Annotated in this window: 13 protein-coding genes and 1 other RNA gene; 1 reads left to right on the plus strand and 13 read right to left on the minus strand. The window is 34.3% G+C overall.

The features are described from left to right. Positions 1–12: 12 nt before the first annotated feature. Together nadA and trhA are read right to left on the minus strand one after the other, a co-directional pair. A complete protein-coding gene (gene nadA / locus AC4CVH_RS08125) occupies positions 13–924 on the minus strand; it encodes a quinolinate synthase NadA (protein ID WP_490787256.1) in 912 nt (303 codons plus the stop codon). Positions 925–1,054: 130 nt separating this feature from the next. Further along, the gene (gene trhA / locus AC4CVH_RS08130; RefSeq protein WP_490787257.1) at positions 1,055–1,705 is read right to left on the minus strand and encodes a PAQR family membrane homeostasis protein TrhA; all 651 of its coding nucleotides are present in this window, start codon (positions 1,703–1,705) and stop codon (positions 1,055–1,057) included. A gap of 216 nt (positions 1,706–1,921) precedes the next feature. On the opposite strand from trhA, the gene AC4CVH_RS08135 reads away from it, so the two are divergent. Next, positions 1,922–2,581, plus strand: coding sequence for a DUF6483 family protein (locus AC4CVH_RS08135; protein WP_490787258.1), 660 nt, complete (start codon positions 1,922–1,924; stop codon positions 2,579–2,581). A 53-nt stretch (positions 2,582–2,634) separates the two neighbouring features. Here the strand turns inward: AC4CVH_RS08135 and AC4CVH_RS08140 are convergent, their stop codons facing one another. The 11 genes from AC4CVH_RS08140 to secD all read right to left on the minus strand — a co-directional run bounded on the left by AC4CVH_RS08140 (position 2,635) and on the right by secD (position 14,184). After that, the gene (locus AC4CVH_RS08140) at positions 2,635–3,576 is read right to left on the minus strand and encodes a DMT family transporter (protein WP_490787259.1); all 942 of its coding nucleotides are present in this window, start codon (positions 3,574–3,576) and stop codon (positions 2,635–2,637) included. Positions 3,577–3,609: 33 nt separating this feature from the next. Continuing rightward, positions 3,610–3,786: non-coding RNA, 6S RNA (ssrS, locus tag AC4CVH_RS08145), on the minus strand. Between the two features lie 33 nt (positions 3,787–3,819). Next, complete coding sequence (gene aspS / locus AC4CVH_RS08150) at positions 3,820–5,604, minus strand: aspartate--tRNA ligase (RefSeq protein WP_490787260.1); 1,785 nt, start codon at positions 5,602–5,604, stop codon at positions 3,820–3,822. Between the two features lie 35 nt (positions 5,605–5,639). Then, a complete protein-coding gene (gene hisS / locus AC4CVH_RS08155; protein ID WP_490787261.1) occupies positions 5,640–6,887 on the minus strand; it encodes a histidine--tRNA ligase in 1,248 nt (415 codons plus the stop codon). A gap of 121 nt (positions 6,888–7,008) precedes the next feature. Further along, positions 7,009–7,611, minus strand: a complete 603-nt coding sequence (locus AC4CVH_RS08160; RefSeq protein WP_490787262.1) for an MBL fold metallo-hydrolase — start codon at positions 7,609–7,611, stop codon at positions 7,009–7,011. Between the two features lie 36 nt (positions 7,612–7,647). Continuing rightward, on the minus strand, positions 7,648–8,097 hold the full coding sequence (gene dtd / locus AC4CVH_RS08165) for a D-aminoacyl-tRNA deacylase (protein ID WP_490787263.1): 450 nt from the start codon (positions 8,095–8,097) through the stop codon (positions 7,648–7,650). Positions 8,098–8,109: 12 nt separating this feature from the next. Then, a complete protein-coding gene (locus tag AC4CVH_RS08170) occupies positions 8,110–10,287 on the minus strand; it encodes a RelA/SpoT family protein (protein ID WP_490787264.1) in 2,178 nt (725 codons plus the stop codon). A 106-nt stretch (positions 10,288–10,393) separates the two neighbouring features. Next, positions 10,394–10,912, minus strand: coding sequence for an adenine phosphoribosyltransferase (locus AC4CVH_RS08175; protein ID WP_490787265.1), 519 nt, complete (start codon positions 10,910–10,912; stop codon positions 10,394–10,396). 66 nt (positions 10,913–10,978) lie between these two features. Further along, complete coding sequence (locus AC4CVH_RS08180) at positions 10,979–11,845, minus strand: DHH family phosphoesterase (protein WP_490787266.1); 867 nt, start codon at positions 11,843–11,845, stop codon at positions 10,979–10,981. Between the two features lie 157 nt (positions 11,846–12,002). After that, a complete protein-coding gene (secF, locus tag AC4CVH_RS08185; protein WP_490787267.1) occupies positions 12,003–12,893 on the minus strand; it encodes a protein translocase subunit SecF in 891 nt (296 codons plus the stop codon). 1 nt (position 12,894) lies between these two features. After that, the gene (gene secD / locus AC4CVH_RS08190) at positions 12,895–14,184 is read right to left on the minus strand and encodes a protein translocase subunit SecD (protein WP_490787268.1); all 1,290 of its coding nucleotides are present in this window, start codon (positions 14,182–14,184) and stop codon (positions 12,895–12,897) included. Positions 14,185–14,263 lie beyond the last annotated feature (79 nt).

A 14,263-nucleotide genomic window follows, 5' to 3' on the forward strand; every position in this document is an offset into this window, starting at 1 on the left:
ATTTGTAAATATCTATACAATTGAAAGCATTTTATTCAATGAATCAAGAGATTCCAACCGTATTTTTTCAGGGACTGCAATTTCATTTACCATATTTAAAAGCGAATTATAAACATCCTCAAGAGTTGTCATTTTCATATTTTGACATACAAGTCTTTCACTTAGAAGATAGAAATTCTTTTCAGGATTATCTTTCTTCATTTTATGAAGTACACCAATCTCTGTTCCTATTATAAAGTCATTACAGCTTGACTTCGCTGCATATTCAATTATTTGTGACGTACTTCCAACAAAATCTGCATTGGAACGTATTTCTTCCGGAACTTCAGGATGAACCAAAATTTCAGCAGAAGGATGTTCCTGTTTTGCAGATATCACGTCTCCCTCCGTTACTCTTGCATGGGTTATACAATTCCCTGGCCAGGATATTATTTTTTTTCCATCAACTTTTTCAGCTGCATAAGATGCAAGGTTTTGATCCGGAATAAAAATAACTTCCTCCGAATCAATATTTTTAAGTACATTTACAGCATTTGAAGATGTACAGCAAACATCACTCAATGCCTTCACCTTCGCAGATGAATTTATATAGCACACCACTTTCGCCTGGGGATGCTTTTTCTTTTCTCTTTTAAGTTGTTCTTCATTAATTGAATCTGCAAGAGGACAGCCTGCATACTTTGCAGGTAGAAGAACAATTTTCTCTGGAGACAGTATTTTTGCACTTTCTGCCATGAATTTAACGCCGCAAAATACTATAACCTTGTTTTTCAAACTAACAGCTGCACGGCTAAGAGCAAAAGAATCACCAACTATATCAGCTATATCCTGAACTTCAGGACGTTGATAGTTATGAGCAAGTATACAGGCATCCCTTTCTACTTTTAGTCTATTTATTTCTTTTATTAAAGACAATTTGTCCATAATTGCACCTCTAAAAAATAATATTTATACTAGTGTATATACACTAGTATATACTATTTTAAACCTTTTAACAACACATTAAAAAGGCGCTGACTCTCCAGCACCTTTTATATATAAAATTACAGGAAGTTTATTTATTTGGCAGTAGATAAAGAAGTATACAAAAAAAGTGGCATAGACTTCCCCCCATTACAAATACATGCCATACAGCATGATTGTAGGGTACCTTGTCAAAAAGATACAAAACCGCCCCCGCCGTATATATTATTCCTCCAGCAAACAATAAAATTATGCCGTTGACCGGTAGCAATGCCATAAGGTATTTCATGGCAAATATTATTATCCATCCCATTCCAATGTATATAATAGTTGACAACACATTAAATTTTCCTATAAAAAGAACCTTCATTATTATACCTGCCACAGCAAGTATCCATACAATAGAAAATATGATCCATCCTACAGTTGGTCTGAGCACTGTCAGTGTAAAAGGTGTATATGTGCCTGCTATAAGAATATATATGGAAGCATGGTCAAATATTCTAAACAACTTTTTTGCCTTAACATTAGCTATACTATGATATAATGTTGAGCCAAGATAAAGCAATAAAAGTGACACCCCGTAAATTGTATAACTAAGTACGTACCACTTGTCTCCCCTGTTCTCTGCAAACACAATCAGAAGTACAAGAGCTGCAACTGAAAGTCCTGCTCCTATACCATGTGTCACTGCATTTGCAATTTCTTCTCCCTTTGTATAAAACTTTAAATTTCCCTCCAAAAAATCACTTCCTCAAATCATATTACTCAAAACTCACCACATAGTTTTTAAAACTATGTGGTATAATAATTATACTACCACATTTAGAAGTTATATTCAACGTATATTTATATTCTGTATTTACTTAATTAAAAATATACAAATTAGTTCCTATTGGATAAGAAAATTTTATTGTATAATAAATAGATAAGAAAACAGAAAGGACTGATATATGAAATGCTCAAGCAAAGTCTTTCAAATGAACTGATAAAAAAATTCAACAATTATATTAAAGAAATAGAAAAAGAAAAGTCAGAGGGAAACTACCAAAACGAAATGACTATAATAGACAATGCCTTCAAAGACATATTTAGACTCGGTAAAAAATTTTTTAGTTCCTTTAGTACAGAAAACCTTATAGATATGGCAAAAATAAACGGTAACTCAAATGCTGACAAATGTATAATGATGGCAAAACTTTTGGAGGAAACAGGGTTTGTTCTGGAAAAACAGGATAAAGTCAATGAATCTTTTTATATAAACCAAAAATCACTATATATATTTCTTGAAGCTTTCCAGAATATACGTGAGAGCTCTACTTTAAAAGTATATCTAAAAGATATAAAGCCATTGACGGAAAACCTGATACAATATGAATTACCAGAAAAACTTGAAATACGAATAAGAGACTATTATTTAAATCAAGGTGATTACTCGAAGGCAGACGATATGACATATTACATACTTGAAAATAGCAATTATGAAAAACGGCTTGTAAAAAACTCACTTGATTTTTACAAAGCCCTCCTTGAAATAGATTCAAGTACACTTGAAAAAGGTGGACTTTCAATACCAGAAATCGAATCATCCATAAAAGATTTGAGTTGCAAATTATAACTTGAACAAAAAAACAGGCTGACTCACAAAAGAGTCAGCTCAAGTTAATAAATTTATACTTTTTCAACATTCTCTTTATATACCTTTTTCTTTGCTGTAAGTGAAAAATATGAGCCTATCAAAATAACCACTATACCTGCCACTGTGTTAATAGGTATTTTTTCACTCAAAACTATAAGTGCAAGAATAGGCGCAAGAGCAGGTTTAATAAAGAAAACTACCGATGCTGTTGTTGCAGAGGTCTCGTCCATCGCAAGAAAATAGAACATATATCCAAGTCCAGTTACTACTATTCCAAGAAAGATAAGTGGAAATATATTTTGAGAATCTATACTGCTGAAAATTGGTATATTTGAAAAATATTTAAGACCACCATTAGGATTTATCATGCTTCTAATTGCGGAAAGTTTACTTATCAATATAATTACAAGCATAATAAAACTTCCTACTAAAAATGTTATACAATTCAAGGCTATACTTCCATATTTAGAAGATCTCATTTTTCCAACTACACTATAAAGCGAAAATGTAATTGCAGCGAGTATTGATAGAACTATTCCTTTCATATCAGCGGAGGTTGAAAAAGGATCCAGTATGAAAGCTATTCCTACAAGACTTAGAATTATTGATATAACAGTACCTCTATTTAATCTTTCATTCAACATAAAATATGCAAAAAGTATAGTAAAAATAGGGTTTGTACTAAATATTATTGCAACTGTAGATGCTTTTGTATATGCAACTGCAAGCTGAAAAAACGACATGCTTACCACTACACACAAAAATCCAGTCAATAAAAAATAATACATATCATTTCTCTTTAATTTTACACCTTTTGCTTTCAAAGCTTTGACTGTTGGCGGAATCAAAACAAGTCCACCTATGACAAACCTGAGAAAATTAAGCTGAATTGGGTTCAAGCCTACTGCTAATTTACCTGTAATTTCCATTGTACTAAATATTACAGCTGCCAGCACAATATATGCATAACCCATTTAATCATCTCCTTCAAATATTTAGACGTAAAAATAAAACCCGCCATGCCGCGAACACAAATCATTGAACCCGCCCCAAAGCAGGTGGGAGCGGCCTCTTTGCTTCCTGTCCCCGAATCATTCGGGTATCATTTCACAAAGAGAGTTAATCTCCCTTTTCTAATATGTTCGGTCAATATAAATTCATGTCCCCGTACACAGCAGGAATTATAAACATAAGATTGTGTTAATTATACTACATTTTTATTGTTTTTTTCTGGTTATAGATATATCAAGCTCATTTAATTGTGATTCATCAACTGAATTAGGTGCCTGGGTAAGAGGGCAAAATGCATTTTGGTTTTTAGGGAATGCAATAACGTCCTTTATATTTTCAGTTCCTGCAAGGAACATTACCATTCTATCAAATCCATATGCGAGTCCGCCATGTGGTGGTGGACCATACTTGAATGCCTCAAGAAGATAATCAAATTTCTCGAGCGCCTTTTCGTGACTTATCCCTATTACATCAAACATCTTCTCCTGGAGTTTGGTATCATGTATTCTTATACTTCCTCCTCCAAGTTCTTCACCATTTAAAACTATATCATAGGCCTTAGCCCTTACTCTTCCCGGATCACTGTCAAGATACTGTATATCTTCATCCATCGGCATTGTAAATGGATGATGTTCAGCCTCATATCTATTTTCTTCTTCATTGTATGAAAGAAGCGGGAATTCAGTTATCCACACAAATTTAAAGTCATTATTCTTTTCGAGTATTCCAGTTTTCTTGGCCATATGTACCCTAAGTGCTCCAAGACTTTGAAGTACCGTCTTATTCTTTCCCGCAGCTATGAGAACAAGATCTCCTTTTTCAACCTGAAGTTTTGAAAATATTGCTTCTTTAAAATCATCTGTAAGAAATTTATTTATTGAAGATTTGACTCCTTCTTCTTTGTCAGCTATCCAAACAAGTCCCTTGGAACCATAATCTTTTACAAATTCAACAAGTTTGTCAATTTGTTTTCTTCCCATAGATGCACAATCTTTCACTTTAATAGCCCTTACAGAGCCACCCGATTCAATCGCATTTTTAAACACAACAAAATCCATTCCTGAAACCTCATCTGTTATATCATTGATTTCCATTCCAAATCTCAAATCAGGTTTATCGCTTCCATATTTCTCCATAGCTGTTTTGTATGGCATTCTCTGAATTGGAAGCTTTACATCAACTCCTGCAACTTCCCTGAATACCTTTTTAACAAGTTCTTCGTTCAAACCCATTATGTCATCTTCCTCAATGAATGACATTTCCATATCTACCTGAGTGAATTCAGGCTGTCTGTTAGCCCTCAAGTCCTCATCTCTAAAACATTTGGCTATCTGGAAATACCTGTCGAAACCTGAAACCATCAGCAACTGTTTGAAAAGCTGCGGTGACTGTGGAAGTGCATAAAATTTCCCAGGATAATTTCTGCTTGGTACAAGGTAATCCCTTGCACCTTCCGGTGTGCTTCTTGCCAGAACAGGTGTTTCTACATCAAGAAATCCATTATCATTCATGAAATTTCTTATCACCTGTGCAGTTTTATTTCTAACCATAAATATTTTCTGCATATCAGGCCTTCTAAGATCAAGATACCTGTATTTAAGTCGTATATTTTCTGCAGCATCCAAATCTTCTTTTATATATATAGGTGGAGTTTGGGATTCTGAAAATATTTTAATATCTTCTCCCTCAAGTTCAACCATACCTGTAGGAATTCCACTGTTTACTGATTCCCTCTTTACAAGTGTTCCCTGAATTGCAACACAATATTCGGATTTAAGTGTATCTGCCTTTAAAAAGGCTTCATGATCTATCCTTTCCCCAAATACTGCCTGAACTATACCTGTCCTATCTCTTAAATCTACAAATATAAGTCCTCCGAGGTTTCTTTTTCTCTGTACCCATCCCATCACGGTAAACTTCTGTCCTATGTTCTCTTCTCTCAAAACACCACACATAGAAGTTCTTTTTAGTCCATTCAAAGATTCTCCCATTACTTTCAACTCCCGTTATACACCTTATAGCGTAATTATTTTATTAGTTTTATTATCTCATCAAAATTGTCAAGCTTTAACTCACTCTTGTCTCCGGTATCCATATTTTTAAAACTTGCGGCACCGGACTGAAGTTCATCTTCGCCGATTATGACCGTATATCTTGCATTTATTTTATTTGCATACTTCATCTCCGCTTTTACTTTTCTATTCATATGATCACATTCACATCTGATTCCACTTTCTCTTAAATCATTTGCAAGCTTCAGTGATTTTAATTTTGCAGTATCGCCAATTGCACCTATGTACAAGTCTATATAAGGTTTTTTAGGTATGTCTATACCATTTTTCTCAAGTGTGAGTATTGTTCTCTCAATTCCCATTCCAAACCCCATGGCAGGAAGTTCAGGTCCACCAACTTCACCTATCAGATAATCATATCTTCCTCCTGCACATATTGTAAGATCATTGTTTATTATCTCAAATACAGTTTTTGTATAATAATCAAGTCCTCTTACAATAAATGGATTAATCTTGAAATCTATTTCAAGTGCCCTTAGATATTTTTGAAGCTTTTTAAAATGTTCACTGCACTCATCACATATATAGTCGAGTATTTTCGGAGCATTTTTCACTATATCTTTCTTGCCATCTATTTTGCAATCCAATATTCTCATAGGATTTTTCTCGAACCTTGTTTTACACGTATCACACAAATCATCATAGTGTTTTGAAAGATATTCCTTTAGGGCCTCATTATATTTTTTTCTGCACTTTGCACATCCTATACTGTTTATATTGAGTTCGATATCTTTTATCCCAAGTTTTTTATATGCCATCATGGCTATACTTATAACTTCAGCATCTATGGAAGGTCCTTCCGATCCAAATGCCTCAATGCCAAACTGATGATGCTCCCTAAGTCTGCCATTTTGTACATTTTCATACCTGAATGCAGGAGTAAAATAGAACATTTTTGTAGGTTGTGCCTCATTAGACAGACCTCCCTGTACAAAAGCCCTTACAGCTGGTGAAGTGCCCTCTGGTTTCAAAGTTATACTTCTGCCTGCCCTGTCGTCAAATGTATACATTTCTTTCTGAACTACATCAGTTGTACTTCCCACTCCTCTTTGAAACAACTCTGTATGTTCAAATGCAGGCGTTCTTATCTCTCTATATCCATAGGCAGATGCTATATTTCTGAATCTGTTCTCCAAATACTGCCATTTATATACTTCATCAGGCAAAACATCTTTTGTGCCCTTAGGTGATTGAATAGCCATAATATTTACTCCCTCTCATCTTAGTTTCTATATCAAAAAATAAAATTAAATAATTCCAACATACACTATTATATATTCGAAGTAATATTTTTTCAAATTTAACTTGTTTTTTAACATCATTTTACAAGAAAGGATTGGTCATCCTTTCTTTTTCAATTGAAGTTCTTTCACCATGTCCAGGAAGTACTATTATATAATCAGGAAGTTTCATAAGTTTATCTTTAACACTTCTTATTATTTCTTCATAGTCTCCACCTGCAAGATCAGTTCTTCCAATGCTCCCTTCAAACAAGGTATCCCCGGTAAAGACAATATTGTCAATTAAAAAACACATGCCTCCGGGAGTATGCCCAGGGGTATGAATTGCACTTATTTCAAACTTTCCAAAATCAAGTTTGTCACCATCTCCAATAAACCTGTCTATACTGTCTTCGTTGTTTCCGTACATATATGCATTTTTTTTCATCATTTCATAATCTTTTTTGTTTATATACACTGGAGTATTGTAGCTATTTTTCATCTCTGAAACTGCTCCTGTATGATCTGCATGACCATGAGTCAACAAAACATACTCAACACTTTTAATATTCATGTCATCAAGTTCTTTTTTTATTACAGAAAAATCTCCCCCTGGATCAACTACCACACATTCATTGGATATTTCATCAAAAAGTATATAACAGTTGGCAAGGTATATTCCAACCGGCATTTTCTTTATTTTCATAAAACACACCTCTATTCATCTTAACCCATTTAATCTTCAAAATAATTTCTTGCTGTCAAGAAGCAGCGTAACAGGACCATCATTTTCTATACTGACCATCATATCCGCTCCAAACTTTCCCGTTTGAACCACTTTAGCCTCAAGCCTGCACTGTCTTACAAAATCCTCATACAGTTTTTCAGCCTTGTCTCCTGAAAGTGCCCCCATAAAACTCGGTCTTCTTCCTCTCCTGCAGTCTCCATAAAGTGTAAATTGTGATACTATAAGGAGCCCTCCCGAGACATCCAGCAGTGATTTGTTAAGTTTCCCATTCTCATCTTCAAATATTCTCAAATTCAATATTTTATCTTTTAAATACTTTATATCTGAAGAATCATCCTCTGTTGATATTCCAAGTAAAACATTAATACCTATGCCAATTTTTCCAACAATCTCTCCTGAAATTTCAACCTTTGAACTTTTAACCCTTTGAACTACAGCCCGCATCAAAAGTCACTCCTAACTTTTTTTTCTAAAAACCTCAATAACTTTATTCATTTTTCTAAGTTTTTTTATAACATCTTTTATGTCTTTTACATATCTTATCTTCAATTTTATATTTATGACGGCTACACCGCTTTTAGTAGGCTTTGCATCTATAGCATAAAGCGAAGTATTACTGTTTTCTATAATATCTATGGCTTCATTCAAAAGCCCCAGTCTGTCTTCACTCTTTATCTGTATTTCGGTAATATATTCTTCACCCTTTTGATTTCCCCAGCTTACATCAATAATCTTGTTTTCCTTGTTTTTCAAAAGATATTCTATGTTTCTGCAGTCACTTCTGTGAATCGATACACCTCTGCCTTTTGTTATATATCCTATAATTGGATCTCCCGGAACAGGATTACAGCATTTTGCAAATCTCACAAGAACATTGCTTTCTCCTTTTACTACAACTCCAGGAAGCTTTTTTTTACCTCTTGCCGAACGATTGTTGGACTTGTCAATTTTATCCTGTATAGCCCGCCAATCAGTAATGTTTTTTCTTCTCATGGAATAATCAATTTCCATAAATTTGCCTATTACCGTCTGAAGATTAATCGCCTTTATTCCAACAGCAGCATAAAGCTCATTCACAGATGACATGTTATATTTTTTAAGTACTGTATTTACAGCTTCACCTTTTGCTATATCTCCAAAATTGCCTCCCTGCTTTTTAGCTTCTTTTTCCAGCAATTCTTTTCCCCTAAGTATATTGTCTTCCTTTTGTGCCTTTTTAAACCATGATTTTATTTTGCTTTTCGCCTGATTACTCTTAACTATATTAAGCCAGTCGATGCTCGGTCCCTTGGTAACAGTTGAAACAAGTATCTCAACTATTTCTCCTGTCTTTAGTCTATAATCCAGAGGAACTATCTTTCCGTTCACCTTTGCACCGACACATCCATTCCCTATATCCGTATGTATCTTATATGCAAAATCAATTGGGGTGGCTCCATAAGGCAAATTTATTACGATTCCCTTTGGCGTAAACACAAACACTTCATCGGAAAACAAATCTATTTTAAATCCTTCCATAAATTCCTCGGCATCCGAAGTTTCCGTCTGCCACTCGAGCATCTCTCTTATCCATGTAAGCTTTTTATCTATACTGTTTTCCCTGTTTACTCCCTCCTTGTATTTCCAATGAGCCGCTATGCCGTACTCCGCAGTTTTATGCATTTCAAATGTTCTTATCTGAATTTCAAAGGGTTTTCCCTGGGGACCTATAACCGTAGAGTGAAGTGACTGATACATATTCGGCTTCGGCATGGCAATATAATCTTTGAATCTTCCCGGAATAGGTTTATACATTGTATGAGCTATTCCAAGAGCTGCATAGCAGTCTTTGACTGTATTTACAAGTATTCTGACTGCAGTTAGGTCGAATATCTGACCTATAGTTTTATTTTTCTTTACCATTTTCCTATATATGCTGTAAAAATGTTTCGGTCTTCCCTCTATATCTGATAATATTCCTGCATCTTCAAGTTTGTCTTTAAGCTCAGCTATTATTTTTTCTATGTATTTTTCTCTTTCAGCCCTTTTTTCGGCAATTTTTCTGACTATAAAATAATATTCATTTGGATTTATGTATCTAAGCGATAGATCTTCAAGTTCCCATTTTACTTTTGACATTCCGAGTCTATGTGCAAGAGGTGCATATATATTTAAGGTTTCCTGTGATTTTTCTTTCTGTTTTTTAGCCGGCATGTATTTAAGTGTTCTCATGTTATGAAGTCTGTCTGCTAATTTTATGAGTATAACTCTAATATCCTTTGCCATGGCAAGAAGCATTTTCCTGACGTTGTCCGCCTGCTGTTCCTCCCTGGTTTTGTGTTCAAGCTGTCCAAGTTTCGTTACTCCTTCAACCAAATTTGCAACTTCACCACTGAACTCACTTGTTATATCTTCATGGGTGAAATCAGTATCTTCAACAACATCATGAAGAAGTCCCGCAACTATAGTACTTGTATCCATACCCATATCGGCCAATATACACGCTACCTCTACAGGATGTGTGATGTATGGGTCACCAGATTCTCTTTTTTGCTTTTTATGCGCCTTGTCGGCAAAAAAATATGCTTTTTCTACCATGTTCTTATCTACATTGGTGCAATTTTCATCTATTTTCTTCATCAATCTTTCCAGCATACTCATACTCCCTAAAGCCAATGGCTGGTTTACCTAACCAGCCATTATTTTTTACTAATATTATATTATATACACTAAAAACTTTCAATTTAAACTTGTGTTTAAATCATACATCGTACTTCACTAGTGAAAACACATCATATTTATCAAGTTTATCTCTTCCTTTAAGATCTGTAAGTTCTATTACAAAATCCGCTGTTACTATATGTCCACCTAAATTTTCCACCATTTCGGCAACAGAAGACATTGTTCCTCCTGTTGCTAAAAGATCATCTACAAGAGCAATCCTCTGACCTTTTTCTACAGCATCCCTGTGCATTTCAAGTTCGTCGCTTCCATACTCCAGTGCATAGTTTACCTTTACAGTTTCACATGGAAGCTTTCCATGCTTTCTAACCGGTATAAAACCTGCACCTATTGCATAAGCTATTGGAGCCCCAAATAAAAAACCTCTTGCTTCAGGTCCTATGACCAGATCTATGTTTTTATCCTGCAAATGCTCTGCAATCCTATCTACAGTATATTTAAAAACATCCTTATCCTTAAGCAGGGTAGTTACATCTTTAAAGCTTATTCCTTCTTTAGGAAATCCATCTATTACTCTTATTTCTTTTTTTAAATCCACTTCGCTTGATCCCCCCAGGCTATAATGTTAAATTTTACTACAACTAAATATGTTATCATAAAAATTTTAAAATTGCCATTCTAAAATTTCATTTTTCAGGTACTTTGCTATTTGTTCCGCCCTATCCATTTTGCCTGTTGTAAAAAGTTCAACAGCTATTCTAGCATTATCTATATATCTATTACTGACATTAGTTGAAGGAGTCATATCATTTGAAAGCTTGAATATATTTTCCTTGTTTATATTCTTTATATTGTATACTTTCATGAGAGCCTTGAAGCCATAATTGTTTGTATATTTCAAATGGTATATTCCCTGATCAATCATTTCCTTGTTTTCATCTTCTATCTTCATTCCCTTAGAGAGAGTTCCAAGAACAACAAGATCAAGATACTTATTTATACACCTCATTTGATAATACATGGAGATTGCTTGAGAAAGCTTGAATGCGACTCCAACAGCAGTCAACCCTTTGAATGGATAAGTACAGTCCCTTTGATTCGGATTTACAACCACAGCCCTCGGCAGATGGTTGCTGCATCTATGATAATCCGTCACTATAACATCCATCCCAAGCTTTCTGCAAAGATCTACCTGAGATGTAGACTGACTCCCGCAGCCTGTAGTTATTATAAGTTTTGCTCCTAAAAATTTTATATGGTTTTTTATTATGTCGGAATTTATATTAAGTTTATCGTTCATGTCATCAGAAATAAAATATTCAACATCTGAATTTAAATACTTGAGAACAAGAAATAACAAGGAAACAGCCGTTACCCCATCAAGATCACAATTTCCGTATATTACAATTTTTTCTCTTTCATTTACAGCTTTTATTATTCTTTTCAGGGCATTCCCCATATTTTTTAAAAGAAACGGATCATGCATGCCTAAAAAGTTAAAACTATAATTGTTATCTTGTCGTATCTCCATAATAAAATCCTCCAAATTTATCAAAAGCAATTATATTATAAATTATATTGTTCTTTTTTACAAATACAATATAGGCAGGTTTTTTGCAATAAAAAAATCCAGAGTTTTAATATACTCTAGATTTTTTATTCTAACATATTAAAATATATTTTAACATTTAATTGATTTTATCAGCAGAAGCCTTCAATTTTTTATTCTTCAACAAGCGCCTTTTTATAAGTACCCATGAAGGACTTGCTATACATATTGAAGAATAACATCCTGTAACTATTCCTATAAGTATAGGTTCTGAAAAATTTCTGACCGAGGGAACATATATATACACTGACGTCAACGTTATTATAACAGTAAGAACCGTATTTATAGATCTTGCAAGAGTCTGTGTTACACTTGCATCTGCAATGACTTCCGGATCTTCTCTTCTCATATACTTGTGATTTTCCCTTATTCTATCAAAAACAACTATTGTATCATGCACGGAATATCCAATTACAGTAAGTGCAGCTGCTATAAAACTTGAATCTATGGATACTCTCGTGATTGCGTACACAGACAGCATTACAAGAATATTATGTATAAGCCCTATTATAGCAGCCATTCCATAACTGAATTCAAATCTTATACCTATGTATATAAACATAGCAGCAATAGCTATAACCACTGCTTTCACAGCATTAACTCTAGCTTCTTTTCCTATTGATGCTCCTATATTTTCCTGGTTTGTAAGCGTGCTTTTTGAATATTCTTTCTTGAGCGCCTTAACTATGCTGCTTACATCATCATTGCTTAAATTTGCACTTTTTATTGACAATGAATACTTATTTGTTTTATTCGATTGAAAATCATTGGAATACTTTTCTATTATTTTGTCAGCATTCTTCTTGTCAAAATCCTGCCCCATATTTATTTCGACTACAGTTCCGCCCTTGAAATCAAGTCCATATTCAAGTCCTCTTGTGGCCATGAAAAAAATTCCTACTACTATTACTAAGAGGGATATAGTAAACCATATTTTTCTTTTCTCCATTATCTTGTATACTTTATTCATATTACTTGCTTATCCCCCTTCTAAAATCATGAACTCCAAAGGTTCCAATCGTAGCTTCATGACTGAAAAGACCTACATCTGCAGTCAATTTCATAAGAGTTCTAGTAACTGTTACCGCAGTAAACATACTTAAAACAACACCAATTATAAGTGTCAACGCAAATCCCTTTACAGAACCCGTACCTACACTATAAAGGACAATTCCTGAAATTATAGAAGTTATATTTGAATCAAGTATGGACGTCATGGCCCTTTTAAATCCCGTATTTATAGAAGCTTTTATAGATTTTCCGCTCTTAAGTTCTTCCTTGGTCCTCTCAAATATAAGTATATTTGCATCCACCGCCATACCTACTGTCAGCAAAAATGCAGCTATACCAGAGAGTGTAAGAGTAACATTTACATTTGCAAATGCAGCCAGAACTATGTATATATACAAAGTAAGAGCTATATCTGCAATGAGTCCCGGAAGTCTATAATAAAGTATCATGAACAGCATTACAAGTCCTATTCCAATTTTACCTGCAAGTATACTTAATGGCAGGGCATTTGAACCAAGCGATGCTCCTATTGTTGTAACCTGTACAGGTTTTACCGAAACCGGAAGTGCTCCTGACTTTATAAGGTTGGCCTTTCTCTGTGCCTCCTTTAAAGTCTGGCTTCCACTTATTTCAGCCTTTCCATCTGTTATATGGGCATCTACCTGTGGATCAGTTAGAAGTTCATTGTCAAGATATATTGAAATTGTCTTTCCCATGTATTTTTCCGTTGCATCTGCAAACTTTTTAGTTCCATCTTGATTCAATTCAAGACTTATGGAAGGCTTGTTTGTCTGCTGGTTTATATATGCACTGGCATCTTTCACATCTTTACCTGTGAGTATTGTTGTCTTGTCAGGACCAACAAATTTAAGTTCCCCTGTTTTTGCTACACCGTCAACTACTTCTTTTGCATCAAACTTTCCAGGTATCTCAATTCGTATCCTGTTATTTCCCTCTTTTGTTACTACTGTTTCACTTACCCCAAGTTTGTTTACCCTGAGTGCAAGAAGATCAACTGTTCTATCTACAGTCTTCTGATCAACATTCTTAGATTGAATTTCTTCCAGTACAGAAACTCCTCCCTGAAGATCAAGTCCTTTATTTATGACTTCACCCAAAGGCTTTATTCTATATCCGGCAAAATTAAATCCGCACGCACCAGAATATGCCAAAAATCCTATTAAAGCAAGGCAGAATACTAAAATTACACTGCTTCTCATCCTAGTGCTTTTCTTTGCCCTAGATCTCATATTTATCCTCCTTTGTATATCAACAACCAATTTTTGTCTCCACATATACATTAGCAATTATATTACTTAAGAAAATTAT

This window comes from Clostridium pabulibutyricum, assembly GCF_058242705.1.